The organism is Nitrospira sp., from assembly GCA_016715825.1.
Classification (GTDB): domain Bacteria; phylum Nitrospirota; class Nitrospiria; order Nitrospirales; family Nitrospiraceae; genus Nitrospira_D.
On the sequence record JADJXO010000003.1, the window covers coordinates 201,794 to 227,380 of the forward strand.

General features: G+C 54.2%; 27 protein-coding genes, 1 tRNA gene and 1 other RNA gene. 20 read left to right on the plus strand and 9 right to left on the minus strand.

Annotated elements, in window-relative coordinates; genetic code table 11:
- Positions 1-15: 15 nt before the first annotated feature.
- From IPM58_10670 to IPM58_10695, 6 genes are all read right to left on the minus strand, one after another.
- On the minus strand, positions 16-924 hold the full coding sequence (locus IPM58_10670; protein MBK9307527.1) for a ferredoxin oxidoreductase: 909 nt from the start codon (positions 922-924) through the stop codon (positions 16-18).
- 54 nt (positions 925-978) lie between these two features.
- Positions 979-2,193 (minus strand): ferredoxin oxidoreductase, encoded by a 1,215-nt coding sequence (locus tag IPM58_10675; protein ID MBK9307528.1) that lies wholly within the window; start codon positions 2,191-2,193, stop codon positions 979-981.
- A 38-nt stretch (positions 2,194-2,231) separates the two neighbouring features.
- Positions 2,232-2,867: a carbon monoxide dehydrogenase gene (locus IPM58_10680; GenBank protein ID MBK9307529.1), complete on the minus strand. Its 636-nt coding sequence runs from the start codon at positions 2,865-2,867 to the stop codon at positions 2,232-2,234.
- Between the two features lie 324 nt (positions 2,868-3,191).
- Entirely contained in the window at positions 3,192-4,349 is a 1,158-nt protein-coding gene (locus tag IPM58_10685) for a hypothetical protein (GenBank protein MBK9307530.1), read from the minus strand.
- Positions 4,350-4,565: 216 nt separating this feature from the next.
- Positions 4,566-4,844 (minus strand): hypothetical protein, encoded by a 279-nt coding sequence (locus IPM58_10690; protein ID MBK9307531.1) that lies wholly within the window; start codon positions 4,842-4,844, stop codon positions 4,566-4,568.
- A gap of 69 nt (positions 4,845-4,913) precedes the next feature.
- Complete coding sequence (locus IPM58_10695; protein MBK9307532.1) at positions 4,914-5,330, minus strand: DUF2203 domain-containing protein; 417 nt, start codon at positions 5,328-5,330, stop codon at positions 4,914-4,916.
- Between the two features lie 514 nt (positions 5,331-5,844).
- Between IPM58_10695 and rho the strand changes: the two genes are divergently transcribed.
- From rho to hisB, 8 genes are all read left to right on the plus strand, one after another.
- A complete protein-coding gene (rho, locus tag IPM58_10700; protein ID MBK9307533.1) occupies positions 5,845-7,092 on the plus strand; it encodes a transcription termination factor Rho in 1,248 nt (415 codons plus the stop codon).
- 95 nt (positions 7,093-7,187) lie between these two features.
- Positions 7,188-7,394 carry a 50S ribosomal protein L31 gene (rpmE, locus tag IPM58_10705; protein ID MBK9307534.1) on the plus strand — a complete coding sequence of 69 codons (207 nt, stop codon included), beginning with the start codon at positions 7,188-7,190 and terminating at the stop codon, positions 7,392-7,394.
- A 60-nt stretch (positions 7,395-7,454) separates the two neighbouring features.
- The gene (gene prfA, locus IPM58_10710) at positions 7,455-8,564 is read left to right on the plus strand and encodes a peptide chain release factor 1 (protein ID MBK9307535.1); all 1,110 of its coding nucleotides are present in this window, start codon (positions 7,455-7,457) and stop codon (positions 8,562-8,564) included.
- Positions 8,565-8,569: 5 nt separating this feature from the next.
- Positions 8,570-9,475, plus strand: a complete 906-nt coding sequence (prmC, locus tag IPM58_10715; protein ID MBK9307536.1) for a peptide chain release factor N(5)-glutamine methyltransferase — start codon at positions 8,570-8,572, stop codon at positions 9,473-9,475.
- Positions 9,468-10,730 carry a UDP-N-acetylglucosamine 1-carboxyvinyltransferase gene (gene murA, locus IPM58_10720; GenBank protein ID MBK9307537.1) on the plus strand — a complete coding sequence of 421 codons (1,263 nt, stop codon included), beginning with the start codon at positions 9,468-9,470 and terminating at the stop codon, positions 10,728-10,730. Before prmC ends, murA begins: the two co-directional genes overlap by 8 nt.
- Positions 10,731-10,744: 14 nt before the next feature.
- Positions 10,745-11,440, plus strand: coding sequence for an ATP phosphoribosyltransferase (locus IPM58_10725; protein ID MBK9307538.1), 696 nt, complete (start codon positions 10,745-10,747; stop codon positions 11,438-11,440).
- Positions 11,440-12,723 (plus strand): histidinol dehydrogenase, encoded by a 1,284-nt coding sequence (hisD, locus tag IPM58_10730; protein MBK9307539.1) that lies wholly within the window; start codon positions 11,440-11,442, stop codon positions 12,721-12,723. Before IPM58_10725 ends, hisD begins: the two co-directional genes overlap by 1 nt.
- Positions 12,720-13,328 carry an imidazoleglycerol-phosphate dehydratase HisB gene (gene hisB / locus IPM58_10735; protein MBK9307540.1) on the plus strand — a complete coding sequence of 203 codons (609 nt, stop codon included), beginning with the start codon at positions 12,720-12,722 and terminating at the stop codon, positions 13,326-13,328. The genes hisD and hisB overlap by 4 nt, the downstream gene beginning before the upstream one ends.
- 97 nt (positions 13,329-13,425) lie before the next feature.
- Here hisB and IPM58_10740 read toward each other — a convergent pair whose 3' ends face one another.
- A complete protein-coding gene (locus IPM58_10740) occupies positions 13,426-13,839 on the minus strand; it encodes a DUF86 domain-containing protein (protein ID MBK9307541.1) in 414 nt (137 codons plus the stop codon).
- On the minus strand, positions 13,832-14,227 hold the full coding sequence (locus IPM58_10745) for a nucleotidyltransferase domain-containing protein (protein ID MBK9307542.1): 396 nt from the start codon (positions 14,225-14,227) through the stop codon (positions 13,832-13,834). The genes IPM58_10740 and IPM58_10745 overlap by 8 nt, the downstream gene beginning before the upstream one ends.
- A 148-nt stretch (positions 14,228-14,375) precedes the next feature.
- Here IPM58_10745 and hisH point away from each other — a divergent pair, with 148 nt between their 5' ends.
- The 10 genes from hisH (at position 14,376) to IPM58_10795 (ending at position 23,173) form a co-directional block, all read left to right on the plus strand.
- The gene (gene hisH / locus IPM58_10750) at positions 14,376-14,984 is read left to right on the plus strand and encodes an imidazole glycerol phosphate synthase subunit HisH (GenBank protein ID MBK9307543.1); all 609 of its coding nucleotides are present in this window, start codon (positions 14,376-14,378) and stop codon (positions 14,982-14,984) included.
- A gap of 11 nt (positions 14,985-14,995) precedes the next feature.
- Entirely contained in the window at positions 14,996-15,721 is a 726-nt protein-coding gene (locus IPM58_10755; protein MBK9307544.1) for a hypothetical protein, read from the plus strand.
- 1 nt (position 15,722) lies between these two features.
- A complete protein-coding gene (gene hisA, locus IPM58_10760) occupies positions 15,723-16,472 on the plus strand; it encodes a 1-(5-phosphoribosyl)-5-[(5-phosphoribosylamino)methylideneamino]imidazole-4-carboxamide isomerase (GenBank protein MBK9307545.1) in 750 nt (249 codons plus the stop codon).
- Complete coding sequence (gene hisF, locus IPM58_10765) at positions 16,462-17,241, plus strand: imidazole glycerol phosphate synthase subunit HisF (GenBank protein MBK9307546.1); 780 nt, start codon at positions 16,462-16,464, stop codon at positions 17,239-17,241. Before hisA ends, hisF begins: the two co-directional genes overlap by 11 nt.
- Positions 17,219-17,911, plus strand: coding sequence for a bifunctional phosphoribosyl-AMP cyclohydrolase/phosphoribosyl-ATP diphosphatase HisIE (locus IPM58_10770; GenBank protein MBK9307547.1), 693 nt, complete (start codon positions 17,219-17,221; stop codon positions 17,909-17,911). Before hisF ends, IPM58_10770 begins: the two co-directional genes overlap by 23 nt.
- A 93-nt stretch (positions 17,912-18,004) precedes the next feature.
- Entirely contained in the window at positions 18,005-18,349 is a 345-nt protein-coding gene (locus IPM58_10775; GenBank protein ID MBK9307548.1) for a histidine triad nucleotide-binding protein, read from the plus strand.
- 120 nt (positions 18,350-18,469) lie between these two features.
- On the plus strand, positions 18,470-20,296 hold the full coding sequence (locus IPM58_10780) for a DNA primase (GenBank protein ID MBK9307549.1): 1,827 nt from the start codon (positions 18,470-18,472) through the stop codon (positions 20,294-20,296).
- Between the two features lie 2 nt (positions 20,297-20,298).
- Positions 20,299-22,113 carry an RNA polymerase sigma factor RpoD gene (gene rpoD / locus IPM58_10785; protein ID MBK9307550.1) on the plus strand — a complete coding sequence of 605 codons (1,815 nt, stop codon included), beginning with the start codon at positions 20,299-20,301 and terminating at the stop codon, positions 22,111-22,113.
- Positions 22,114-22,267: 154 nt separating this feature from the next.
- Positions 22,268-22,344, plus strand: a tRNA-Ile gene (locus IPM58_10790).
- A gap of 52 nt (positions 22,345-22,396) precedes the next feature.
- Complete coding sequence (locus IPM58_10795) at positions 22,397-23,173, plus strand: hypothetical protein (GenBank protein ID MBK9307551.1); 777 nt, start codon at positions 22,397-22,399, stop codon at positions 23,171-23,173.
- Positions 23,174-23,364: 191 nt separating this feature from the next.
- Here the strand turns inward: IPM58_10795 and rnhC are convergent, their stop codons facing one another.
- Positions 23,365-24,027, minus strand: coding sequence for a ribonuclease HIII (gene rnhC / locus IPM58_10800; protein MBK9307552.1), 663 nt, complete (start codon positions 24,025-24,027; stop codon positions 23,365-23,367).
- 118 nt (positions 24,028-24,145) lie between these two features.
- Between rnhC and IPM58_10805 the strand changes: the two genes are divergently transcribed.
- Both IPM58_10805 and rnpB read left to right on the plus strand, forming a co-directional pair.
- A complete protein-coding gene (locus IPM58_10805) occupies positions 24,146-25,015 on the plus strand; it encodes a M48 family metallopeptidase (protein MBK9307553.1) in 870 nt (289 codons plus the stop codon).
- An 87-nt stretch (positions 25,016-25,102) separates the two neighbouring features.
- Positions 25,103-25,530: RNase P RNA component class A (rnpB, locus tag IPM58_10810), an RNA gene on the plus strand.
- Positions 25,531-25,587 lie beyond the last annotated feature (57 nt).

The window sequence follows — 25,587 nt, forward strand, 5'->3', positions numbered from 1 at the left end:
GAACCTCCGGTCTAATTACGCTGTTGCTTGGCCCGCCAGCTGCTTGGCGGCGGCTTTTCGTTCCTTGTCCTTTGCCGCTAACTCGGCAAGCAATTGTTTGGCTGGTTCGCTGACGTATTCCTTATAAGCGAACCGTTCGGTCGGCTTTTCAGAATCGCGCATTTCTTGTAAGCCTTCCATGCTGTTCTTGCCGATCTCCAATATACAGGGCGTGTACAACTGTAGGTAGGTTGGCCCAATTTCACGAGCAATATGCACGGCGTTACGGATGACTTTTTCGACGAGCGAAGGTTTGCTGACCGTGCAGTTCACAACATAGTGGCAGCCGGACTCCCGGGCGATTTCAGGCAACCGCACTTTTTCGAAGAGCTTTCCGACTGGTGCCATCTTCGCGACAAAGCCCTTCTGCATGAGTCCGCTTTCCTGGCCACCGGTGTTGGCGTAGAGTTCATTATCGAAACAAATGGTCGTGAATTTTTCCTGACGGAACCAGGCCTGCAAGGTCATGTCAAGCCCGATATCCACAGTCGCGCCGTCTCCGGCTAGGACCACGACATCTTTTGTCCGGTCCGGGAATCGAACACTCAAAGCACGTTTCAGACCGGACGCGATGGCGTTCTGGTTGCCGAAAAGAGAGTGGATATTATGAACAGCGACCATCGGGAAGACCAAGCTTGTACAACCAGTTGAGCCGACCATGACAGTATCTTCTGGATTCGGGAGGGAAGCGAGAATGTATCGGAAGGCCATAGACTCTGGACAGCCAGCGCACAGCGAGTGTTGCTCGATGAGCTCTTTCGATGTTCCGATGTCTTTCCACCCTCGATCCTCTTTGCCATATGTGGAGCTCTTGACGAGGTCTTGATAGTCTGACGGCATGATGTCGAAAAGATCTTCAGAAATTTTTATTTTCTCTTTGCTCATATAAATCTCCTCAAAGTCGCTCGTGGGAGCGACCGTGTTTGAGTTGTATGGTACTCAGCTTCCACGACCAGCCATGACAAAGGATTTGTGGAGTCCTAATGTCGTTTTGATCTCGTTGACAATGATCTCTGGTGGCATGGTCATGCCTCCGCAAACATGCGGGCCAGCGTGTACACGCTCATGGTTGGGAATGGTGGCCTTGATTTCTTTGGCCAGCCAACCGGTTACGTTAAATTCTGGGACAAAAATGTGCTTAGCATTCTTCGTGGCCTCCCGGATCTCTTCTTCCGGCCAAGGACGAAGGGTTTTCACCTTTACGAGGCCGCACCGCACGCCTTCTTCTTCCAGGAGGCGGATGGCTTCTCGCCCCTGAGACACGGCCGTACCGGAAGCCACGATCATGATGTCAGCATCGGTATTTTCGGTGTCGATCAGGCCATCGAGCCAATGGATCGAATGTTTTCGGGAACGTTCCACCGCGGCCCAGATTTCTTGTTGCCAGCTGGCGTGCGTCGCATAACTGATGTAGTTGCTCTTCATCACAAAGGGATCACGCATCATGCGGACCGGTGGGCATTCCATGTCCATGCAGGGAACGGGCGAGCGATACGGATCGTACGGCGGCAAACACATATCTGCCGGTGTCAGGTTTACGACGTCTTTTGTATGCGTGACGAAAAATCCATCGCAGCAGAGGGCCAGTGGGAGGTGCACATCAGGCTCCTCCGATACCATGTAGCCTTTAAGAATCCAGTCGAAAAAGTCCTGTGCGGTTTCTGCATGCCACACCAACATGCCAGTGTTCAACAAATAGGCAATTTCCAATGTGTCTGGCTGGATCGATAGGGGTGAATTGATCCCACGGCAGGTGACAATCATTTGGATCGGCAACCGTGCACCGGACCACATCGGGAAGTTTTCCATCGCACGCATGGTGCCCGGTCCGGCCGTCGTCGTGAATACGCGGGCTCCTCCAAACGCGGCACCGGCACATTGCGACATGACGGCGAATTCGCTTTCGCCTCGGAAGTAGTCGCCGATATAACCTTCGGCAAAAAGTTCGCCGATCAAAGCGGCAGCTTCGCTCTGGGGCGTGATGGGATAGGCGATCATGACATCACAGCTCGCCCGCCGGAGCGCTTCCTTGATGACCTCGCTCCCCGTAAAAAACGATGGAGTGCGCGGGGCTTCATTCATCATTTTCCAGGTATCAGTAAAAGTCTGTCCCTTTTTGTTCTGCGTTCCGATGACTGACCGTGTATCTGCCATGGACTAGCTCCTTTCACTCTTTACGGAATCTCAAACGACTAGTTCGAGGCTCCACTCTTGGCTGATGTCAGCCGTGGTTGGACCGTCCCTTTCAATTTTCTCACCCAATCGGCCAATTTCATAATCTTTTCTACGGATGCGTCGCGAAACGAGAGCATCGCGTCTTCATGGCCAGCTTGGGCGCACATTGCGATCGTATAACAGGAGGTTCCCCCTCTAATGATTTTCAGCGAGAGGTTTGCTTGGTGGCAATGCACACCAACGAACATGCAACAGTCGATCTTGTTATGCCAGATGGTCAAATTCGGGTGGTTCGGATTGATTTCGACTTCGGGGTCAATCTTTGGATACTTCGGCCGGTAATCCGGCATCGGGATCAACATGGGACTTTGTCCAGGTTGAACGCATTCCTTTAGTGTGTTGTAAAGCTGCCGAATTGCGGCGGCCTTCTTGGCGGCCTTCTCATTCCAAGCCCATAAGACGAGGGGGCCAGGGAAGATGGTCGGGACTTTGGCCATCAGGAATTGCTTGGCCGCCTCTTCATAGGCCTTTTCTTCCGAAGCGATCACGCCGTTAATGTGGGCTTCCCCAGGATTCGGCAATCGAATCCCCATGCTTGCGGCGGCTGGTGGGAGAAAGTGTTCCGGTCCTGGCAGCACACGATAATCACTCATCACAATATCCTACACTCCGAGAAAATTAAGGTTAATGAAAATACAATCAACTACGGTACTTTAAGGTGTTTCCCTGTTGTTCCGCAACATCTCAGAAGGCCCACCTTGAGGAGATTTCGGGCCAAGATTTGCAGAGAGTTTAGGTCCTTTGTCCCCACTCAACAGTTGTGACGTAGTGAGGCGTGGTTAACAAAGCCCTTCGCATTATAGGTATTGCTCTTTTGGATTGTCAAATCAGTCACTGAACATATGCGGGATGGCTGCCTACCACAGCTGTCCGGAAGAAATCCAAAATGAATGACTGAATCCCGGTAAGGAAACTGATCAGGGCAGTTGTTCGCAGGCCTCTGTCGCCCCGAGCCTGCACGCATGTTCATAATCGTCTTTTGCCAAGCGTCCCTGGAGTTGGTCATGGTACAGTTTGGCTCGAGCCAGGAGAGCAGGCCTATTCGCAGGGTCTGCTCGCAGGATCGCGCTGAGATCATCGATCGCCAGCATCGGCCGCTTCAATGTCTTGTAGATCTCACTTCTCAAAAAATAGGCTTCCTTTTGGTAAGAAAGCCAACTGTCCGAAATAGAGGGGAGCAAGCACTTTTTCAAGGTTGTAAGGGCGGAGCTCCACTGTTTCAGCTCGACGAGCTTACGGGCCTCAGCGGTATACAGAGTAATGAGACGGTGACGGGCGAGGTCGAAGAAAGGATTTAATTCAAGGGCTTGTTCGAAAAACTGGGCTGCTTGTTCAGAGCGATTCAGCCATGTATTGACGTCGCCTTGCCCAAGAAGTACCCAGGCGTTGTGGGAATCCATGAGGAGGGCGCGGTCGAAATCCATCCGTGCATTATCAACATACTCGGAGTATTCGCTGGGCCTGGATCGATTCGAATACGCAGCCGATGCGAGTCTAAGATAGGTCTGGCCTCGTATGATCAGGGGCTCGATGGAATGGGGGTCTATCACCGCAGCCTGTGAGACCAAGTCAAGTTTCTTGGGAAGATGTTGGGTTGACAGTGCTTTCTCGACTAACCTCTGGGCTTGTTCACGAGCACCATGCGTGCGACTAGCCGGCTCGATATGAAGCGTTCGTACCCCAGAACGACGGGACCTCAGCTCGTCAAGTTGATTTTTGAGCTCCGCATTTTCCTTTTGGAGACGGCGAAAGTGATCAGCCAGTCGTTGCTCAGCCTGCCACCTTTGGATTGCAGCCTGGAGATGGTCTAGGTCGACTACTGCACGAATACGCACGTAGAAACTTGGTCGATCATCTAAAAAGGAACGGCGTGCTTCCAGGATCTCCGTTCTGGTGATCGCTGCCGCAATGGTTCGTACCTCCAGTGAACTTGTTTGAGTGCTTGTGCCCAGTACGGATCGTTCGAGATCGTGGAAAGTTGATTCGATGTACAGCCCGGCCTCCTCGACGGCTCTCCGTTGCGCCCGCTGGAGTACCCGTTCTTCGGCGATCGCAAGCGTGTCACCATCCCCCATCACGTAGCTCCCCTCGGCTATCACTGTAGTTTGAGAGGCGTTGACGAGAGAAGAAAATCCAAGGAGAACGATGGGAAAACTGACCAGGGTACCTAGGAAAGCAGGCCTCAGGTTCATGGGTAAACTATACCGCTCAGTTGTAGGTTGGACAATGCTGGGAAAGGCAGGTAGCTGAAGGAACCTTCTGGTGCGCGGGTGCAGAGCGGTGTTCAGGGGTTACGGAACTTTTGGTAAAACTTGCATAAATGGATGGACTTCATATCGCTCGTAGACGCCATGAACCGTGTATGGATCATGACGGGCGAACTCCTCTGCTTCTTCCTGTGTCTTGAACTCTAGCACCAACAAGCTTCCAGCTTTGTCGGTAAGCGGGCCAGCAAGGACCACTCGCCCCTGCGTCTCTAGTGGCTCAAGATTACTTAAATGAGCCGACCGATGGACCTTACGCTTGGCTTCCCCTTCAGGACCGTCATAGCCGATGATCACAAACTTCATGTCTTTCTAACTCTCGCGATTGAGGTTTAGGTAGGTGCAGGCTCAGATTGTCTATGGCGATAGACTTGGCTAAGTGTGTTCTTCTTCGATCGGGCAACGATCCTTGTAGCCACTCGTGACTTCGTGCCACCAGCGAACCTCGCTCTCACCCAGTCTCCAGCAAAGATACACGACGCGGCCGTTACGAATATGGGGGAAATCACACAGGCCAAGGTCGATGTCCTTCACGACAACCCCTAGCTCATGGATCGTGTGAAGGTTGGTGCTGATGTCTTGGAGGCTTTTCACATAACGTGCACCAACTGCCGTCCCACCTCCTAGTAGAGCATTTGCCGAAGCTTTGCCGACTTCCTCTCGGGTGCTTATCAGTATGGCCTTACATGTCTGGACAGTCGACAAGTGAGCCTGCAGCTGTGGGATCAGCTGGTTCGCTTCGAACAGGGAGAAGACGCGGTCCGGACTGGTTTCGTTTTCGTCGCGTGCCATCGGGATATCTCTGATACTTGTCAGTTGTCTAACACACTTCAGTTTCACTGAACAACACTCGGGATATTGGAATGTGTCACATGCCTGATACGACAAGGTCAAAATCAAGTTGCCAGTTGACAATCAGATGTTGCCTGGGTATCATCACCCCAACGTTAGATGGGCTCTTATTAGCAAGCTGATTCTCTCCACCTGAAGAATTCAACTTCCGAATCTACTCTCGACCAAAATCTGGTAGCAGTGAGAATGAGTTTGAAGTTAGTTGGCCATCCATCCAAAGGCTTTTCTGAGGCCGTAGACATCGCAAGAACTAGAGACAGCATCATTATTTCTATATATAAAATAAATAGCGAACTTCCATAAGTTTTTCCAACCCAACGGACCAGAATCTAAGCTCGTCACCAACGATAAAATCACGTTTTGCTAATGGTCACTCAGCCTGAGCGAATTACTTTAAACTGAAGCCGAGCCAAAGCTCGAGAGGAGTCGTATGTCAGTAGCTAAGGGGGAAGTAATGCATCTCGCAGAATTGAAGCAGAAATCCATTGCCGACCTGAATGATGTGGCTCGGGATCTGAAAATAGAAGGTGCCGCCAATTTACGTAAGCAAGAGCTCATCTTTGCGATTCTCCAAGCCCAGACCGAAAAAAACGGATCGGTATATGGGGAGGGTGTCCTTGAAACTCTTCCTGATGGATTCGGCTTCCTCCGTGCGCCGGACTCCAATTATCTGCCGGGTCCTGACGACATCTACATCTCTCCCTCACAAATTCGGCGATTTAACCTTCGCACGGGCGACATCGTGTCTGGCCAAATACGGCCTCCCAAAGAAAGTGAACGGTATTTTGCGCTCCTCAAGGTCGAAAAAGTTAATTACGAAGATCCTGAGGTGGCGCGGGACAAGATTCTATTCGACAACCTTACGCCGTTGTATCCCGAAGAGCGGCTTAACCTGGAGTTTGATCGTGAGGAGTATTGCACCCGTGTGATGGATCTGACGACACCAATAGGTAAAGGTCAACGGGGGTTGATCGTAGCGGCTCCTCGTACCGGGAAAACGATGCTGTTACAGGCGATTGCTCGAGCCATCCTAAAAAATCATCAAGAGGTGACGCTGATCGTGTTGCTCATTGATGAACGTCCGGAAGAAGTCACTGACTGGCAGCGACAGGTGAAGGCGGAGGTGATCAGCTCTACCTTTGATGAACCGGCTCAACGGCATGCCCAAGTCGCTGAAATGGTACTTGAGAAAGCTAAGCGGCTCGTCGAACACAAGAAGGATGTCGTCATCCTGCTGGACAGCATCACTCGCTTGGCTCGTGCCTATAACACCATTGCACCACCAAGCGGGAAGGTGCTCTCAGGGGGGCTTGATTCCAACGCCTTGCAGCGGCCGAAACGATTCTTTGGCGCGGCTCGAAATATTGAAAATGGCGGAAGCTTGACCATTATGGCGACCGCGTTGGTAGATACCGGCAGTCGAATGGACGATGTGATTTTCGAAGAATTCAAGGGAACCGGAAACATGGAGGTTCACCTGGATCGGCGTCTTGCGGATAAGCGTCTCTTCCCGGCCATCGATATCAGCCAGTCCGGGACGAGAAAAGAAGAGTTGCTGGTGGATAAAGATCGGCTTAACAAAATGTGGATCCTCCGAAAGGTCCTCAGCCCCTTGGGCACCATGGAGGCGATGGAATTCCTTATGGACAAGATCAGCGGCACCAAGAATAATCAAGAGTTCCTGCAATCGATGAATCGGTAGAGGCGCTTGTATCTTGTGCGCCCTTCAGATAAAGTGTCGCCCCTTAGGAAAGGGGCGGAATCGATTCTCACTCTATTCGGCAAGGAGTCGTAGGTATGCAGAAGGGTATACATCCAGTCTATCGCGAAGCCACTGTTCATTGCGCGTGCGGGAATTCATTCAAGACTCGGACGACCATTGGCAATATCAGTGTGGATATCTGTTCGAAATGCCACCCATTCTTCACCGGAACGCAGAAAATAGTCGACACAGAGGGGCGGGTCGAACGGTTTAAGAAGAAGTACGCGAAGAAGGGCAAGTAGCACACCACCATGGCTTAGGAAGAGACCCTGCTTCGTGTTTGAAGCAGGGTCTCTTTTTTTATGACCGTTCCCAAGGTAGAGGGTGATCGCGTGGAAGCCGTGTTACTGAAAAAGTGGGAGAGTCTTACCTCAAGGTTTCATGAGCTGACCGATCAGCTCATGGATCCGTCCGTCATCAGTCAACCGAACTTGTTGCACAAGCTAAGTAAGGAGCGCACTGACCTGGAGCCGGCTGCCAAATTGTTTGACCAGTACGGTGACTATGTAAAACAGCTGCAAGAGACAAGGCAGATTCTCGCCGATCCTTCAGCCGGGAGCGAACTGCACAAGTTAGCGGCAGACGAAGAGCGCGAGTTGGAGCAGCGACAAGCGGAAATCGAGGAGCGCGTCAGAGATTTTTTGATCCCCAAAGACCCGCGAGACGAAAAAAGCCTGGTGCTCGAAATCCGAGCGGGGACGGGTGGGGATGAAGCGGGGCTGTTTGCCGGTGAGCTCTTTCGGTTGTACGGTAAGTATGCGGAAAAGAAAGGGCTTAAAATTGATACAGTGGAGGCGTCAGAAACCGGCATTGGGGGTTACAAAAACATCGTCGCATTAATTGAGGGCAAGGGAGCCTTCGGTCATTTTAGATACGAGGCGGGTGTACATCGAGTTCAGCGGGTTCCTGTTACGGAAGCAAGTGGTCGCGTTCATACTTCGACGGTTACGGTGGCGGTCATGCCGGAAGTCGACGAAGTAGATGTCCACATTGATTCAAAGGACTTACGGATCGACACCTATTGCTCGTCCGGCGCCGGCGGGCAGAGCGTGAACACCACTTATTCAGCCGTTCGCATCACGCACCTTCCGACCGGCGTGGTGGTGACCTGTCAGGATGAGCGGTCTCAGTTGAAGAACCGGACGAAAGCTATGCGGACATTGCGTGCCAGAATTGTGGAGGCTGAACGGGAAAAGCAAGAGGCAGAGATTGCTCAAAACAGGAAGTCCCAAGTGGGGAGCGGGGAGCGGAGCGAAAAAATTCGGACCTATAATTTTCCGCAAAACCGGGTGACGGATCACCGCGTCGGCGTGACCCTCCACAAGCTGGAATTAGTCATGGAAGGTGACCTGGATGAAATCGTCCAGGCTTTGAAAGCGCAACAGCAGCAGGCAGAAACAGCGAAGGTGTAGTCCGGATGACAGCCATCCTGGAAGATCCAAAAACCGTCGGTGAACTTGTCGCGTGGGCGCGCCGGTCCCTAGATGCGGCTGGAACGGAAAATGTGGCTCAAGAAGCCTTGTGGCTGTTGGCCGCTGCTCTTGAGGTACAGCATCATCTATTGGCCAGCCGAACGGAGCAACCAGTGAGCGTTGAGCAGTTAGTGCGAGCGAAAACGCTGGTGTCGAGGCGTGTGGCGCGAGAGCCCATACAGTATATTTTGGGAACCCAGGAGTTTTGCGGACTCGACTTTGTCGTGAATGCCTCCGTCTTAATCCCTCGACCGGAAACTGAGCTGTTGGTTCAGGTGGTGCTCAAGGAGGGAGGGCTGGTAGAAGGTACGACGCTGGTCGATGTAGGAACCGGGTCCGGGTGCATTGCTGTGACACTTGCCACCATCCTCGATGGCGTCCGAATTCTCGCAGTAGACTGCTCTGCCGACACGTTGGCGGTTGCAAGAAGCAATGCCATGCAACATGGAGTGGGAGAAAAAATCGAATGGCTCAAGGGAGATCTCTTGGATCCTCTGCGTGATCGAAACCTGATCGGAGCAGTTGACGTCATTGTCTCGAATCCTCCGTATATCGCTGAAGGAGCATGGGATCAACTCCAACCCGAAGTACAAAGATTTGAACCGCGAGTAGCCTTGCTTGCCGGGCAGAAAGGGACTGAGTTCCATGAACGATTGTTCCGTACCGGCAAGGAGTTCTTGGCGCCTGATGGGATGCTGGTGATGGAAATGGGGCAAGGCCAGCTTCCGCTCGTGCAACAGGCAGCAGGTCAGGTCGGCGGCTACACAGGTCTGCAAACCGTTAAAGACGAGGCCGGTATCGAACGTGTCATGATCGCCCGGCGTGCAGGTTCGGTATCCGGCCATGGATGAGATTCTTATCAATGGCGGAAAGCGGTTATGCGGAGAAGTCCGCATCAGCGGTGCCAAAAATTCAGCGCTTCCCATCCTAGCCTCGACACTTCTCGGGAGCGGGGAATGTGTCATCACGAATGTTCCAAGGGTTGTCGATGTATTAACAATGGGAAAGCTTCTGGGAATTCTGGGAGCCAAGGTGTCCCATGAGGGCAATCGCGCGGTCATCCAAACTGGCACGATTCACTGTACCGAAGCCCCCTACGATCTAGTCAAGACCATGCGGGCATCCGTATTAGTGTTGGGGCCATTGCTGGCCCGCTGGGGCGAAGCCAAGGTTTCTCTTCCCGGCGGTTGTGCGATCGGCTCACGGCCCGTCAATCTTCATCTGGCCGGGTTGACCAAGCTGGGAGCCGATATCTCCATAGACCATGGCTATATCACAGCCAAAGCGACCAGGCTCAGGGGTGGACGCATTTACTGTGATACGCCAACAGTCACCGGGACAGAAAATCTCATGATGGCGGCCACACTTGCCGAAGGGACAACGGTGCTAGAAAATGCGGCCAAAGAGCCCGAGATCCTGGATCTGGCCGATTTCCTCATCAAGCGTGGTGCAAGAATTCATGGAGCAGGAACGGATGTCATTACGGTTGAGGGGGTGCGAGAACTGCATGGCGGAGACCACGAAGTGATCCCGGATCGCATTGAGGCAGGTACCTATCTGGCGGCGGCTGCGATCACGCGGGGGGATGTGACGGTCACCCACTGCCGACCGAGCCACCTTGAAGCGGTACTGATGAAAATGCGCGAGGCAGGTGCCGAGATTCGGGAGGAGAAAGACGCGGTGCGCCTCACCATGCCGAACGGCTTGCGAGGAACGGACGTGCGGACCTTACCGTTTCCTGGATTTCCAACCGACATGCAAGCTCAAATGGCTGCGCTGATGAGTCTCGCCGAAGGCACCAGCGTGGTCACTGAAACAGTTTTTGAAAGTCGGTTCATGCATGTGGAAGAATTGCGACGGATGGGAGCCCATATCCGCGTGGAAGGTAATCGGCTCGTGGTGACCGGATGTCAGAAGCTCACCGGGGCTCCGGTCATGGCCTCCGATCTGCGAGCGAGCGCCGGTCTGATCGTAGCGGGGTTAGCGGCAGAGGGGGCCACTCAAGTGCAGCGTGTCTATCATCTTGATCGAGGCTATGAGCGGATTGAAGAAAAGCTCGGGGCGCTCGGGGCCTCTATTCAGCGTCAGCCGGCCGGAGTCGTTTAGTAGGACTATCTCCCATGTTGACGATCGCGCTCTCTAAAGGAAAGCTCATCGACGCCGCGCTCGAACTGTTTCGGCAAGCCGGCTATAGAATTACCGGACTCTCGGGGGAGAGCCGACGGCTGATCTTCGTCAGTCGCGAAAATGAGATGACCTTCCTTATTGTTCGTCCCAGCGATGTCCCGACCTATGTGGAGTATGGCGGGGCAGATGCCGGAATCGTCGGGAAGGACGTCTTGATGGAGCAGGAAAGTAACGTATACGAACCATTGGATTTAGGGTTCGGAGCGTGTAGAATCTCGGTCGCCGCGCGCCAGGGAGAAGACTCGAATGTTCGTCTGTCTTCAAAGGCCCGGATCGCGACAAAATACCCTCGGATCACGGAACGGTACTTTAATAAGCGCGGAATTCCAGTCGAGATCATCAAATTATATGGCTCGATTGAGTTGGCCCCGGTCGTGAGATTGGCAGATCGAATTGTCGATTTGGTCGAAACCGGCGGTACGCTTCAGGCCCATGATTTGGTCGAAGTGGAAGTGATTGCTCAGTCCTCGGCACGGTTCATCGTCAACCGGGCAAGCTTTCGCCTGAAGCAGGAACCGCTGATGGCGTTGATTCGGAAACTCCGAAGTGCGGTGAAGCGTCAAGGCATTAAATCCGGTAATGGCCGTCCGTTGACGGCCGGAAGCCGTAAGAAGAAAGTCGCTCGTTGATGAAAGTTATCACACAAGCAGATCGCAGCTTTCTCCCATCGTTGAAAAAAGCTGCGCTTCGAGGGCGGACGACCGGGGCTGCGGTAGAGAAAACTGTGCGGACGGTCCTGCAGGCCGTGGAGCGCGGGGGCGATAAAGCGGTTCTGCGCTACACCAAGCAGTTCGACAAGATCGTGCTGAAACCTGAAGCGTTGCGCGTGACGTCCGAAGAGATCAAGAACGCCTATTTCCACATCCGAAAAGACGAAGGCGATGCGCTGCGACTCGCGGCTCAGCGGATTACTTCGTTTCATGAGCGGCAACGGACCAAAACATGGATGTATCAGGACGGAGATGTCACGTTAGGCCAGGTGGTGGGGCCTGTCGACTCCGTCGGGGTCTATGTCCCCGGGGGGAAAGCCGTCTACCCCTCATCCGTGCTGATGTGTGCGATTCCAGCCAAGGTTGCAGGTGTCTCTCGAATCGTCATGGTTACGCCTCCACAGAAGGACGGAATCAATCCCTATCTGTTGGTCGCGGCCGATATTGCCGGTGTGACGGAGATCTATCGTATCGGCGGCATTCAAGCTGTGGCGGCACTCGCCTATGGCACGAAGACGATCGACCGCGTCGATAAGATCGTTGGACCTGGCAATATCTATGTCGCAACGGCAAAACGGTTGCTGTACGGCACCGTCGGCATCGATATGGTGGCCGGTCCGAGTGAATTATTGGTGGTGGCGGACGGCGATGCAAAACCTGCTCATGTGGCTGCGGACCTGCTCTGCGAAGCCGAACATGACGAAGACGCCCAAGTATTCCTGGTGACGACCTCTGAACGTTTGGCGAAGGATGTGTCCAAGCTGATTGAGAGTCAGTTGAAGGGACTCCAAAGAGAAAAGATCGCGTCGAAATCGATCGCTCGTCATGCCATGGCCTTCGTCGTCCCTACGTTGGATGAGGCCATCGCGGTGGCCAACGAAATCGCAGCGGAGCATCTGACACTTTCGGTGGACAACCCATTTGATTATCTGGAAAAGATTCGTCACGCTGGAGCCCTTTTTTTGGGGCGCTATACGCCGCCTTCAGTGGCGGATTATATCGCGGGGCCGAATCATGTTTTGCCCACGGGAGGAACGGCCCGGTTCTTTTCCCCGCTCTCCGTGAACGACTATGTGAAAGTCAGCAACATCGTACACTACACGAAACAGGAGTTGGCGAAGGTGAAAGACCCGCTGGTTCGCCTCGCGCAGATCGAAGGCTTCGATGCGCACGCCAAATCGGCCCAGAGCAGATTCTCATGAAGAAGAACGGGTCTGCCTCACGTCGGGCGAATATTCACCGAGCGACGAAAGAAACCGATATCCGTGTCGAGTGGACCTTGGACGGCAGTGGAAAGAGCAAGATCGACACCGGCATCCGTTTCTTCGACCATATGCTGGAACTTCTTGCGAAGCACGGGTTCTTCGATCTCATCGTGCAGGCTAAAGGTGACCTCGACATCGACGAGCATCACACTGTGGAGGACGTCGGGATCGTGATGGGCAAGGCGCTGCATCAGGCCTTGGGGGAAAAAGCCGGCATCAAGCGATTTGGGTTTGCCTCTGCGCCGCTGGATGAAACGTTGGCACAAGTCACCGTCGATCTCAGCGGGCGCCCCTTTCTTGTCTACAACGTCGCCTTGCCTGACCGGAAGATCAAAGCCTTCGATCTTGGCCTGTTCGAAGACTTCTTCCAAGCCTTCGTGACCCACGGCGGCCTCAATCTGCACGTCAATCTCATGTACGGCCGCAACCCTCACCACATCATGGAAGCCATCTTCAAGGCTCTTGCCAAGGCCCTCGATCAAGCAACGATGCTGGAAGATCGGCTGGCCGGACAAGTCCTCTCGACGAAGGGGACGTTGTAAGCGTTTCGCGGGGTCTATCAACTGCTCCGCTCACCCTTGATTAAATGTCATCATTGAGGGGGTCTGTCAGGCCTTGCGATCACGCATCAGGCCAATATTAAGCGCAGGCTTTCACGATCGTCGAGGAGAATGTGCAGAAGTCGTCCAGTTGCTTGGTGATAATGGCATGGACCACGTCCAAGTTCAGGCGAGCATATTCGTGAATAGCCACGTTGCGGAACCCCACCACCCGCTGCATGCGCTGAGCCAGGTCAGCCGGAAGAATTCCACCAGTTTGCAGTAGAGAGAAGGCATCGCGGCTGTCCTGCGGTACGCCGAGCTTCCGTTGACTGACCACGTACATGGCAAGATCGATGGACGTTTCACAGGCGCGCTGAAGATTAAGAATGATGGCATCCTGTTTAGTCTGATTGGCGACCAGGTTCTGTGTGTCTCCTGCGCATTCCTCTCGGATGCGCTGAAGGCATCGTTCGATGCTGGCGGATTTGTTCAGGACTACGTCGTTAGCCATACACCCGCCCCCTGTTTGTAATCCCCTTCAGGATCTCTCCGCGCTCTTCATTGAGCCTGGCATAGTCCGAGTAGGCGTACATTTCAAACTCTCGACGGGCTTGCTCATCCTGACTAGCTAAACAGGTGCCGGTGGAGAGGATCTGCATCCGCATGACCGTTGATGCCAAGCGAAGATCAACGAGGTCAATGTCACGATGCAATTGGATCGCCAAATCCTGGGCCAATTCAAATCGGCTCAGTTCCGGTAAGGCTTCATGCGTGAGAATGGCGAGAGCAATGTCACTATCAGGTCGAACGGCACCACGTTCTGCTGAGCCAAATCGATATAAGGCGATGAGGCGCGGGACGGTCTTTTTGATGTATGCGGTCAATGATGAGTCGTTCATAGCTGCTGATCGTGTTTTGATTGGGTCAGGCTACTGGTTCACTCCCATCCTGTCAATCGAAAGCCCAGGACTCATGCTGTGAAGATTGCCAGTGGCACGAAGTGTCCAGTTGCGGTATTGTTACGACTTTCTAAGTGCGGACGGCTGTATGATTGCCATCATTGATTACGGAATGGGCAACCTGCGCAGTGTCTCCAAGGCCTTTGAGGCAGTGGGACACCAGGCGATCGTGACACGCGATGCCACATCGATTCGAAACGCCAGCCATGTGGTGTTGCCGGGTGTGGGGGCGTTCGGGGACTGCATGGCAAATGTGAAGCAGTATGGATTGATTGAATCCATCCAGGTCGCGATTCAATCAGGCAAGCCGTTCCTGGGCATCTGTCTCGGGTTGCAGCTGCTGTTTACGGAAAGTGAAGAATTCGGCAGGCACGAAGGACTCGATATTTTCCCGGGAAAGGTGCGAGCCTTTTCGAAAGATCACGCGTTAAAGGTTCCTCACATGGGGTGGAATCAAGCGAGCATCCAAAAGCCTTGTCCGTTGTTTGAGGGTATTGCTGATGGCGCCAATTGGTACTTCGTCCACTCATTTTTTGTGGATCCTGATGACCAGCAGATCACAGCCACGACAACGACATACGGCATATCGTTCACCTCCAGTATCTGGAAAGACAATGTGGTGGCTTGCCAGTTCCATCCGGAGAAGAGCCAGGCCGCCGGGCTGCGATTGATCAAGAATTTCGGAGCATGGAAGTGAGAAGGCATCACATGCGAGTGTGCAAGGTATGGACGCTCAGCGTTGTTGCTGCGGTCAGCATTGCGACGGGCTGCAGCGGGGCCAAAGTGGTGACAAAGTCGGCCCCTGATCTCTCCCGATACCAAATTCGCTCCATCGCCCTCTTGCCGTTTACATCGATTGCGACACCTCAAGCTCCAGACCAGGATGACTTCTTTCTTCCCGTTCCTGACAGTGTCCGTCGGTCCGCTATCTCTATGGGGGTTCCGCCTGAAGCGGACTCTTTGCCAAAGAAGACTCTGGCGGTCCCAGGCTATGCGGCGGAGAAAGTGACAGAGTTGTTCTGGGGGCGCCTTCAAGATTGGAACGGCGTTCGTGTCGTAGCTCCTGGTGAATCAGCTCGAGGCACGTTGGGAAATAGTGAAGGACTGGGAAAGACGCCGGAACAAGCCGCTGCTCAAGCCGCCAAGCGACTGAATGTGGATGCCGCATTGCTGGGGCTTGTCTCGGCGTACCGGGAGCGCGTCGGGAGTCGACTGGGAGCCGACCCTCCGGCCTCTGTCGGCTTCCAAATCAGTGTGGTAGCGGCCGATGGGCAAGTGCTGTGGGTCGGGAGGTATTATGAACGGCAGCGGCCTATGACCGAAGACCTGATTGGGTTTTTGCAACGATGGGCGTTTGTGACAGCGGGGGAACTGGCAGAATACGGAGTTGAGGAAGTGTTGAAGGAGTTTCCGTTCGGAAAAGGAGCGCAATAACGTGCGAGTCATTCCTGCCATCGATGTAAAGGATGGGCGCTGTGTCAGACTGCGCCAGGGCGATATGGCTGCCGAAACGATCTATGCTGACGATGTGACGGAGGTCGCGCGGAAGTGGGAACAGAGTGGAGCCAGTCTGATCCATGTTGTGGATCTGAACGGAGCCGTCGACGGGGAGCCCAAGAATTTGTCGCAGATCCAGTCCATCCTCAGATCGGTCGACGTCTCGATTCAGGTTGGTGGGGGTATCAGGAGTCTCGAAACGGTTCGGCAGTATCTGAACGCCGGTGTCTCGCGTGTGGTGCTTGGCACTGCCGCCCTCACGAACCGGACGATACTCGAAGAAGCATGCCGAGAATTTCCCCATCGAATCCTTCTGGGGCTGGATGCGCGGGATGGGCGAGTGGCTGTCAAAGGCTGGACATCGGTATCGGAGGTCAAAGCGATCGACCTTCTGAAAGAGCTCTCGGGCTGTGCCATTGGGGCGGTGATTTACACCGACATTGCGCGAGACGGGATGCTCAGTGGGCCGAACCTGTCGGCCCTAAAGGGGATTGTGGATTGTTCGCCATTTCCGGTGATTGCTTCCGGAGGGATTACCAGTCTAGAGGACTTACGAGCGGTGCAATCGCTCGGCCCTCAGATCGAAGGAGCGATTGTCGGGAAAGCGTTGTACGACGGAAAATTGGATTATCCGACGGCTATGGCCGCTCTAGGGACTCATTCTACCCAAGCACATCATGCTAACTAAACGGATCATTCCCTGTCTGGATGTCAAAGAAGGGCGTGTGGTCAAAGGGGTCAGCTTCGTCAATCTCCGCGATGCCGGTGATCCGGTTGAAGCGGCGGTAGGGTATGATCGTGAAGGAGCGGATGAACTGTGTTTTCTCGATATCACCGCCTCGCATGAAAACCGAAAAACGATCATTGATGTGGTCGAGCGGACGGCTGCCCGAGTCTTCATGCCGGTGACCGTTGGCGGCGGCGTCGGGGCGCTCGACGATATTCGAGCCCTGTTGAACGCCGGAGCCGATAAAGTGAGCATCAATACAGCCGCTGTCCGACGGCCTGAGTTCGTCAAGGAGGCCGCACAACGATTCGGCACACAATGTATCGTCGTGGCGATCGATGCCAAACGCACAACAGCGGGCCGCTGGGAAGTCTTCACGCATGGCGGACGTACGGCCACCGGAATCGAGGTCATCGAATGGGCTGTACGGATGGAACAGTACGGCGCCGGGGAGATCTTATTGACCAGCATGGACCAAGATGGCCGGCAGACGGGATACGACCTGGATCTCAACGCAACTGTGTCGGGGGCCTTGTCGATTCCGGTGATCGCGTCGGGTGGAGTCGGAACCCTGGAGCATCTCTATGATGGTTTTATGAAGGGGAAGGCGGATGCGGTCCTAGCTGCGTCCATTTTCCACTTTCGGACCTATACGATCGCCCAGGCCAAGTCGTATTTGCGGGAACGCGGTGTACCGGTCCGAATGGATGTGCTTTCTGGGGTTGCGTGACACGGTGAACCAGGCTACGACCAGCACGCTCAAATTTGATAGCCAAGGTCTTCTCCCGGCAGTCATTCAAGATTGGCTCGACGGCACGGTTCTGATGCTTGGGTATATGAACCAAGAAGCGCTGACCAAGACCGTTGCCACGAAAAAAGTCCATTTTTGGAGTCGGTCTCGGAATGCACTCTGGGAAAAGGGTGAAACCTCCGGTCATACGCTTCAGGTCAAGCAACTATTCATTGATTGTGACTGGGACACCATCCTCGTCAAGGCCCAGCCTCTCGGACCGACTTGCCATACCGGAGCACGAGCCTGCTTCTTTTCCAGGCTGGATGAACAGGGTCAACTCGTTCCGTTGAATTCAGAAGACGCCCATGGAGGCATTCTTGAAAGTGTTCTTCGTACGATTCGCGATCGCCGTTCCGCTCCCCAGGCTGGTTCCTATACTTCCAAGTTGTTCGACGGGGGGCACGATAAGATTCTGAAGAAAGTGGCGGAGGAGGCCGGGGAGGTCTTGCTAGCCTCCAAAGGGGGCAAGAAAGAGGAGATCATCTACGAAGTGGCTGATTTGTTCTTTCATACACTCATGGTTCTTGGGTATCACGACCTTTCGCTACAAGATATTTATGGAGAATTGGGAAGACGATTTGGGAAGTCTGGTTTGAGGTCTGAATAGCAGACGCTGGCATGAATTCTATGGATGTTGGTTGATCTGATCCTGAATGAATTCCGCAGAGATTCGCCTTGAGAACCGCTTCATGAGGTGACTATGAGCGATTGTCTTTTCTGTAAGATCGTGGAGAAGAAGATTCCCGCGAAGCTCGTTCAGGAAGACGAGTACACGGTCGCCTTTGACGATATCAATCCTCAGGCGCCTGTCCATACGCTGGTGATCCCTAAACGACATGTCGGAACCGTTCATGACTTGGGGTTAGAGGATGAGGCGTTGCTCGCGAGGTTGCTGATAACCTGCACGAAGGTGGCAGCTTTGAAAGGGTTACAGAGCTCCGGCTATCGGGTCGTGACGAACACCGGGCGAGATGCAGGACAAACCGTCTTTCACCTTCATTTTCATGTGATGGGTGGGCGACACATGGCCTGGCCTCCAGGGTGACAAGGTCCGTCGGTTGACAGATTTTTATACCGTCTGGTAATCTGTACGGTCAACTCTTCCAACAACATAGCACCGACTCGTCGAGTAATACGAGTTGAGACTCTAGGAGCTGAGACTCTCGTGGGTCAGGGTTTAATTTCAGACGACACGATCGAACGTATCAAGGGTCGGGTGGACATTGCCGACATCGTGAGCCAACACGTCTCTTTAAGTAAGGCCGGGCAGAATCTCAAGGGGTTGTGCCCTTTTCATCACGAAAAAACCCCCTCGTTTACCGTCAGTCCTTCGAAACAGATTTTTCACTGTTTTGGTTGCGGCGCAGGCGGCAACGTATTTACATTTCTTTCCCGTCTGACCGGGGACAACTTTCCGGAAGTGGTGCGCGATCTTGGGAAAACGGTCGGAATCGAAATCGAAGAGAAAGCTTCCCACTCCAGCCCCCAGTCGGTCATGGCACAGACGGTCGAGCGCATTAATCAGGCGGCAACCGCTTGGTTTCAGACGAACTTGCGCGACGACCGCACCGGACACCAAGCACGTGAATACCTCGATCGCCGTGAGGTCGAATCGCGCATGGTCGACCGTTTTGGAATCGGAGTGGCACCAGCTGAATGGGATGGGTTGCTACGGGCGCTCACTAAGAATGGTTTTTCACAGAGCGATCTTGCAGCAGCCGGTTTGGTGATAGCGCGAACCAACAAGTCAGGATTCTACGACCGGTTCCGTGCCCGGGTAATGTTCACGATCACGGATTTACGAAAACGTGTGGTCGGGTTCGGCGGTCGTGTGCTGGGCGATGAAGCACCCAAGTATCTGAACTCATCCGACACAGTGCTCTTTAAAAAGAGCCACACACTCTTTGCGCTCGATCATGCGAGAGAAGCGATTGCCAAGACAAAGACGGTCATCGTCGTGGAGGGTTATTTCGATGCCATCGCGCTGCATCAGGCAGGGTTGGCACACACGGTGGCGACCTTGGGCACTGCCCTCACAGCGGACCATGTGCAGACGCTTCGGCGGTTTGCGTCAAATGTCGTGTTGCTGTTCGATCCCGATCCTGCCGGAGTGCGAGCCGCGCTGAGAGGCTTGGATTTGTTTGTGAACAGTGGCCTGGGGGTCAAGGTTGTCACATTACCGGTGGGGGAAGACCCTGATACCTATGTCCGGAAAGAAGGCTCTGAAGGATTCGTTCGCTTAGAGGAGCAGGCGCCAAGTTTGTTGGACTTCGCCCTAGAGCAGAGCCTTGCAGCGACGGAGGTCGAAACGATCGAGGGGCGAATCCGCAGCGTCGATGAAATTCTGCGTATCTTACAGAAGAGCGAACATCCGATCGAGCGTGAGGAACGTCTAAAGGTTGTGGCCGAGCGGCTCGGAATTAGTCAAGCTCGTCTGATCGAACGGTACCCCATCCTGTCCCAGCAGCACAGGGGGAATTCGGGAAGGCCACGACAAGCGGTTGCGGGTACGACTCCAATGGAAACCCTGTTCAAGGGAGCACCCGAGGAACGAGACCTCGCCGTTCTTCTGTTGAGGGGCATGCTTTCGGCGGCAGATGTGCGACGCCTCAAGCCGGACCAATTTTCAGTCGGAGGATGTCGCAGGCTCGTCGAATTGGCCATGGATCAGGTGGATCGAGACGGTCGCATTCGGGTCCAGCCGCTACTGGATCGGTCGATGGACGATCCAGAGTGTAGGGCCCTCGCGACGGACTTATCACTCCGCGATGATCATTTCGACGACGAATCGGCGCACGCGAAGGCCTGCCTGGATCGTCTGGATCGCAAGCGATCGGACCAGACAATGCGGGAGCTTATTGCGAGAATGAAAGCCGCTGAACGAGAGGGTCGCGCGGACGAAGTAGGTGTGCTCAATATGCAGATCAATGCAATACGGATGCGGAAAGCCGGGATGCCGACCGCCGCCATTGTTTCACTGGTGAAGGAGTAGTCATGCCGAAACAAGAATTGCTCGGTGAGGTCAAGAAGCTGATTTCAATCGGGAAGGAAAAAGGCTTTCTCACCTACGACGAGCTGAACAACACCTTGCCCGCAGAAGTCGTGTCCTCGGACCAGTTCGGCAGCATTATGGCCATGTTCGGGGAGATGGATATCGAAATCGTTGAGACCGCCGAAGGGGAACGGGTACAAAAACGATCGGATGGCGAGGTCGGCGAAGATGCGGAAGAAGTCGAGTCAGATTCCGAGGATGACAACGAGAAGGCAATCGATCTGACACCCGGCGCCCTCAGCCGCACGGACGACCCAGTGCGGTTGTACCTCAAGGAAATGGGGAGCGTGGCGCTTCTCAGCCGCGAAGGCGAGATTGAAATCGCCAAGAGGATTGAGGAAGGCAAGAACGATATTGCGTCGGTGATCTACGGCATGCCGATGACCATTGAATTCGTCTTAGCGCTCCGGGATCAACTCAAGAACGGTAAGATTGATGTCCGTGAAATCGTGCCGATCCAAGAGACCGAGGAGGGTTTCGAAGAGGATCAGCAACCAGTTGAACGAGATTATGAAGAACTGCGGGTCAAGACGCTAGATGCGCTCAATTCCGTCCGGAAGGTTTCACTGGCACTCAAAGGGTTTGCCGACAAGGGGCGAAATCTTGGCAGTGATCCGGTTAAACAGAAGAAGTTCAAAAAACAGTTCGATGCCATCCGTCAGCAAGTGGTGAGCAAGATTGAATCCGTAAATCTCCACGGGGTGTTGAAAGACCGCATGGTGCAGCGTGTCCGCGAATTGGCTCTCCAGATCAGAGCGGCTGAGCGGGAAGCGGTGAGCTGCCAACGGCGCATCGGCGTAGCTGGAGAGGCTGGGGCCGAGCTGCTGAGGCGGATGTGCCGGAGCCGCCAGGACTTTTTAGCGGTCAAACGGAAGACCGGAGCCTCCGAAGAAGCCTTGACCGAGATTCGCAGAGTCTATCAAGCCGCCAAGGCGAAGGTGCGCCAGCTTGAAGCGGAAGAGGCCCTCGCTCCGGCAGAAGAAATCAAGGATGCGGTCAAACATCTCGATATTGCCGAAGAAAAGGTGAAACGCGGGAAGGCGGAATTGGTCGAAGCGAATTTGCGGCTCGTGGTCAGCATTGCCAAGAAATATACAAACCGAGGCCTTCAGTTCCTCGATCTGATTCAGGAAGGCAACATCGGTCTAATGAAGGCGGTAGACAAATTCGAGTACAGGCGCGGGTACAAATTCAGTACGTACGCCACGTGGTGGATTAGGCAGGCGATCACTCGGGCCATTGCGGATCAGGCGCGCACCATTCGCATTCCGGTGCATATGATTGAGACCATCAATAAGCTCATTCGGACGTCGAGGCATCTGGTGCAGAAGCTTGGGCGAGAACCGCTTCCGGAGGAGATCGCCGAGCGCATGGACCTGCCGCTGGACAAAGTCCGAAAGATCTTGAAGATCGCCCGTGAGCCGATCTCCCTGGAGACCCCGATCGGCGAAGAAGAAGACAGTCACTTGGGAGATTTCATCGAAGATAAGAAGGCGGTGTCTCCGTTGGAGGCAGCGATTCGGTACGACTTGCAACGTCAGATCAACAGCGCGTTAGAAACACTGACGCCGCGTGAGGAGAAAGTTTTGCGAAAGCGATTTGGCATCGGGGAAGCGACGGATCATACGCTGGAAGAAGTGGGGCAAGACTTCGAAGTGACGCGTGAGCGTATCAGGCAGATCGAAGCCAAAGCGCTCAGAAAACTGCGGCATCCAAGCCGCAGCAAGAAGCTTCGGAGTTTTGTCGAGAGTTTATAAGTGTTCTCGGTCGAGCGCCGTGATTTGACTCCACTCGAAGGGTCGGCCTAGAATCGAAAATCTTAGAGAGACGACCGGGACGGCTAAGGCGGATGGCCGCCGTCAGGTGTGTGGCGCTTATCAGGTCGTCAGCTTGAGCTCGCCCCTTCCGATCGGGCCCATAGCTCAGGTGGTTAGAGCGGCTGACTCATAATCAGCTGGTCCTAGGTTCAAGTCCTAGTGGGCCCACCAACCGGGCTGGTTTTTTCCTCTTCAATGCACCGGCATTGATGGAAAGGGTACGGTGAATCAGAAACTTTCCCCTCTGATTGAGTTGCAAAAACTCGATCTCCGCATCATGGAGATCAACGAAACTCGCCGAAGAATTCCCGAGCAGCTCCATGCCGCTGAATCGCCGCTTCGCGACGCGATCCAACGCTTACACGACACGAAGGCTACCGTCGACAGCGCCGTCAAAGAGCGGCGTGCGCACGAAAAAGAACTCGAGGCGCATGAGGCTCATACGGAAAAAATGAAATCTCATGCAGCCAATCTCAAGACCAACAAGGAATATCAAGCGCACTTGTTCGAACTGGAGTTGGCGAACAAGAAGCGAGGAGACTTCGAAGAAAAGATTCTGGTTGCGATGGACAAAGTCGACCAGCTTCAGAAGGCCACGAGAGAGCTCCAAGACAAGAAGGATGCCTTAGAGAAAGCCTTTACGCAGGAGAAGCAAGGATTAGACGCCCAGGATAAGGACCTGGCGACCGAACTAGCACAACTCGAAACCCAATACCAGGACGCGTCTCTGAAGATTGAGAAGCGGCTACTCGATCGGTACAACCAGGTGAAAGCGTCGCGGAAGGATCAGCCTCTTGCTGCAGTACGCGACGGTATCTGCGCCGGGTGTCGCCTCCAAATCCCGCCACAGCTTATTGCACAGGTCAAGCGCTCCGATGATCTGCATGTCTGTCCCTATTGCCGGCGAATGCTCTATTGGGAAGGAGAGCCGCCAACAGAAACGTCGCACCCTCTCAGCGAAGCCAAGAAAGCCGATATGGAAGTGGGTGAATCGGTCTAGTATGTACGATGCTTTGATCTAAGCTGCACAATCTCCGTCACGACATCTTTTCTTGGTTTCTGCCCACAATCGCCTATAGTTCAATCGTCCTTCATCAAGCGTTAAAGGAGAACGCCAATCTGTGGCCTCATGGACACATAAGGCCCTATGGTTTGTCCTCATGATAAGAGCGACGAGTGCCAATGAAACATTTACGTCAGCCCAGCCAGCACAGCTTTAGTCGTCTTGAAATGCAGTTTCGCCACTGAGCCCAGCCGCTCTTGCCCGTGTTTCTTGATGATCATCTTCGCCGCAAGTTCGACGGCTGGTGATGCACCTTTTGGCAGCATGGTCCCGACTTCGCTGGAGAGGCGTTTCAATCGAAGTAAAAATTCAGCACGGGCCAAGATTGAAGCGGCGGCGACAGCCAAGTCGGATTCTGCTTTGGGTCGCTGTTCGAGGACGATCGTCCGTTCCTTTTCCTGCAATGCATTCAGAATCAACCTCTCGTCCCCGAATTGATCTGAGATAGCCCGTTCGCACGTCACGCCTCGCTCGAGCATATTCTCCAGAGCCTTCGCGTGTCCCCAGGCGAGAAGACGGTTCAGATTCTTGATCTTGGCATAGAGTTCGTTGTACTTCTGCGGTCCGATGGCAATGATACTGTGTGGGCAAATAGTCTTGATATCGGGAGCCATTTCCAACACCCGCCCGTCGGACAACTTCTTACTGTCTCGTGCCCCTATCAACCTCAATTCACTCTGCGTGGTCGCATCCACGAACACGGCGGCGACGACGAGTGGACCAAAATAGTCGCCTTTCCCCGATTCGTCGATGCCGATACGTTCGATGCTCTGAGCTGGTCGTGTCGTCATAGGAGTTCTGCGACAGCCTCTAGAAATTATTCCTAGGGAGGCGGTAATCTACCAATCAGATCCATAGCGGTCAATCCACCTGAATCTATCGTGACGCGTTTGAACGGGAGGACAGAAGATGTATACGTGGCGGTTCGCGCAAACAACGATGGTGCTCTGTCTACTTGCAGTATCGGCAAGCTTGGTAGGATGTGAGACCAATCCCTATACCGGTCGCAAACAGTTGCTGATGACGTCGGTTGGTCAAGAAGTGCAAATGGGGGCGCAAGCGTACAATCAGGTCAAGACAGACCCGAAAATGCGACCCTCGCAAGATCCTCGTGAGATTGAACCGGTGAAGCGCGTCGCGGCTCGGATCGTCGAGGCCGCCAAACGGTCGAAGTATGCCGAGATGGCCAAGCAGTTTCAGTGGGAAGTCACGGTGATCAAGGATGATAAGACGGCCAATGCCTTTGCATTGCCTGGGGGAAAGATGGCGGTCTACACCGGCATTTTCCCCATGGCCAAAACTGAGGCCGGGTTGGCGGCGGTCATGGGACATGAGGTCGTGCATGCGTTGGCGCGACATGGGGCGGAGCGGATGAGTCAGGGACAACTCACGAAGACGGTGTTACAGGTGGCGGGGGCTGCGATTGGTATGAGCGGCGGCAATCCGATGCTGGGTCAGGCGACGATGGCTGCCCTGGGTGCGGGGGCGCAGGTTGGGGTACTGCTGCCATTCAGCCGAAAACATGAGTCGGAAGCCGACTATGTCGGGATTCTCCTCGCAGCTGATGCAGGATATGACCCCCGCGAATCTGTCGCGCTCTGGGAACGGATGGGGCAGGCATCCGGCGGTGGTGGAGGATCCGGAGAATTCTTCTCAACCCATCCGAGCCACGAAACCCGGATCGAGCAATTGAAGGAGTGGATGCAGGAGGCGATGGCGATTTATCAGAAGAGGACTCAGATGCCGGCCAAGCCGTTGCCGGATGTCGGAGGCAACTGAAGGCTCTCGATCATTGATCCTCGTAACACAAATTTACGAGTCTGCTTGTGACCGACCTGGCTCATTCTTTATACTGAGTAGGCGTGGGTGGAAGATTGGATGGTCGCTCGGTGCCTCGTGCATCGAGAGGAAAGTCCGGACTCCACGGGCAGGGCGCTGGGTAACTCCCAGGCGGAGCAATCCGACACCAGCACCACAGAAATCAAACCGCCGATGGCCAAGGCGATGGGATCCCATCTGGTCGCTGCGGCTCAGGTAAGGGTGAAACGGTGGGGTAAGAGCCCACCGCGGGGATGGTGACATCACCGGCACGGTAAGCGTCGCCCGGTGCAAGGCCAAATAGGAAGACATGTGCCGTGCTCTTCAAGGGGTGCGGTACACCGACTGGCCCGGTCGAGGTCTTCGGGTAGGTCGCTTGAGGTTCGAGGTAACTCGAATCCCAGAGAAATGATCATCCACGCAAAGAGGGAAACTTCTTTGCAGGACAGAATCCGGCTTATAGGTCTTCCCTCCACGCTCTCTCGGGTAACCATGCTTTTCTGAGCGGCTTCTGGATTATTCCCCTCAGGGCT

Bases quoted from the DNA above. Each gene is read 5' to 3' on its own strand.
- IPM58_10670 (MBK9307527.1), bottom strand. From the start codon at position 924: ATGAGCAAAGAGAAAATAAAAATTTCTGAAGATCTTTTCGACATCATG.
- IPM58_10675 (MBK9307528.1), bottom strand. From the start codon at position 2,193: ATGGCAGATACACGGTCAGTCATCGGAACGCAGAACAAAAAGGGACAG.
- IPM58_10680 (MBK9307529.1), bottom strand. From the start codon at position 2,867: ATGAGTGATTATCGTGTGCTGCCAGGACCGGAACACTTTCTCCCACCA.
- IPM58_10685 (MBK9307530.1), bottom strand. From the start codon at position 4,349: ATGGGGGATGGTGACACGCTTGCGATCGCCGAAGAACGGGTACTCCAG.
- IPM58_10690 (MBK9307531.1), bottom strand. From the start codon at position 4,844: ATGAAGTTTGTGATCATCGGCTATGACGGTCCTGAAGGGGAAGCCAAG.
- IPM58_10695 (MBK9307532.1), bottom strand. From the start codon at position 5,330: ATGGCACGCGACGAAAACGAAACCAGTCCGGACCGCGTCTTCTCCCTG.
- rho (MBK9307533.1), top strand. From the start codon at position 5,845: ATGCATCTCGCAGAATTGAAGCAGAAATCCATTGCCGACCTGAATGAT.
- rpmE (MBK9307534.1), top strand. From the start codon at position 7,188: ATGCAGAAGGGTATACATCCAGTCTATCGCGAAGCCACTGTTCATTGC.
- prfA (MBK9307535.1), top strand. From the start codon at position 7,455: ATGACCGTTCCCAAGGTAGAGGGTGATCGCGTGGAAGCCGTGTTACTG.
- prmC (MBK9307536.1), top strand. From the start codon at position 8,570: ATGACAGCCATCCTGGAAGATCCAAAAACCGTCGGTGAACTTGTCGCG.
- murA (MBK9307537.1), top strand. From the start codon at position 9,468: ATGGATGAGATTCTTATCAATGGCGGAAAGCGGTTATGCGGAGAAGTC.
- IPM58_10725 (MBK9307538.1), top strand. From the start codon at position 10,745: ATGTTGACGATCGCGCTCTCTAAAGGAAAGCTCATCGACGCCGCGCTC.
- hisD (MBK9307539.1), top strand. From the start codon at position 11,440: ATGAAAGTTATCACACAAGCAGATCGCAGCTTTCTCCCATCGTTGAAA.
- hisB (MBK9307540.1), top strand. From the start codon at position 12,720: ATGAAGAAGAACGGGTCTGCCTCACGTCGGGCGAATATTCACCGAGCG.
- IPM58_10740 (MBK9307541.1), bottom strand. From the start codon at position 13,839: ATGGCTAACGACGTAGTCCTGAACAAATCCGCCAGCATCGAACGATGC.
- IPM58_10745 (MBK9307542.1), bottom strand. From the start codon at position 14,227: ATGAACGACTCATCATTGACCGCATACATCAAAAAGACCGTCCCGCGC.
- hisH (MBK9307543.1), top strand. From the start codon at position 14,376: ATGATTGCCATCATTGATTACGGAATGGGCAACCTGCGCAGTGTCTCC.
- IPM58_10755 (MBK9307544.1), top strand. From the start codon at position 14,996: ATGCGAGTGTGCAAGGTATGGACGCTCAGCGTTGTTGCTGCGGTCAGC.
- hisF (MBK9307546.1), top strand. From the start codon at position 16,462: ATGCTAACTAAACGGATCATTCCCTGTCTGGATGTCAAAGAAGGGCGT.
- IPM58_10770 (MBK9307547.1), top strand. From the start codon at position 17,219: ATGTGCTTTCTGGGGTTGCGTGACACGGTGAACCAGGCTACGACCAGC.
- IPM58_10775 (MBK9307548.1), top strand. From the start codon at position 18,005: ATGAGCGATTGTCTTTTCTGTAAGATCGTGGAGAAGAAGATTCCCGCG.
- rpoD (MBK9307550.1), top strand. From the start codon at position 20,299: ATGCCGAAACAAGAATTGCTCGGTGAGGTCAAGAAGCTGATTTCAATC.
- rnhC (MBK9307552.1), bottom strand. From the start codon at position 24,027: ATGACGACACGACCAGCTCAGAGCATCGAACGTATCGGCATCGACGAA.
- IPM58_10805 (MBK9307553.1), top strand. From the start codon at position 24,146: ATGTATACGTGGCGGTTCGCGCAAACAACGATGGTGCTCTGTCTACTT.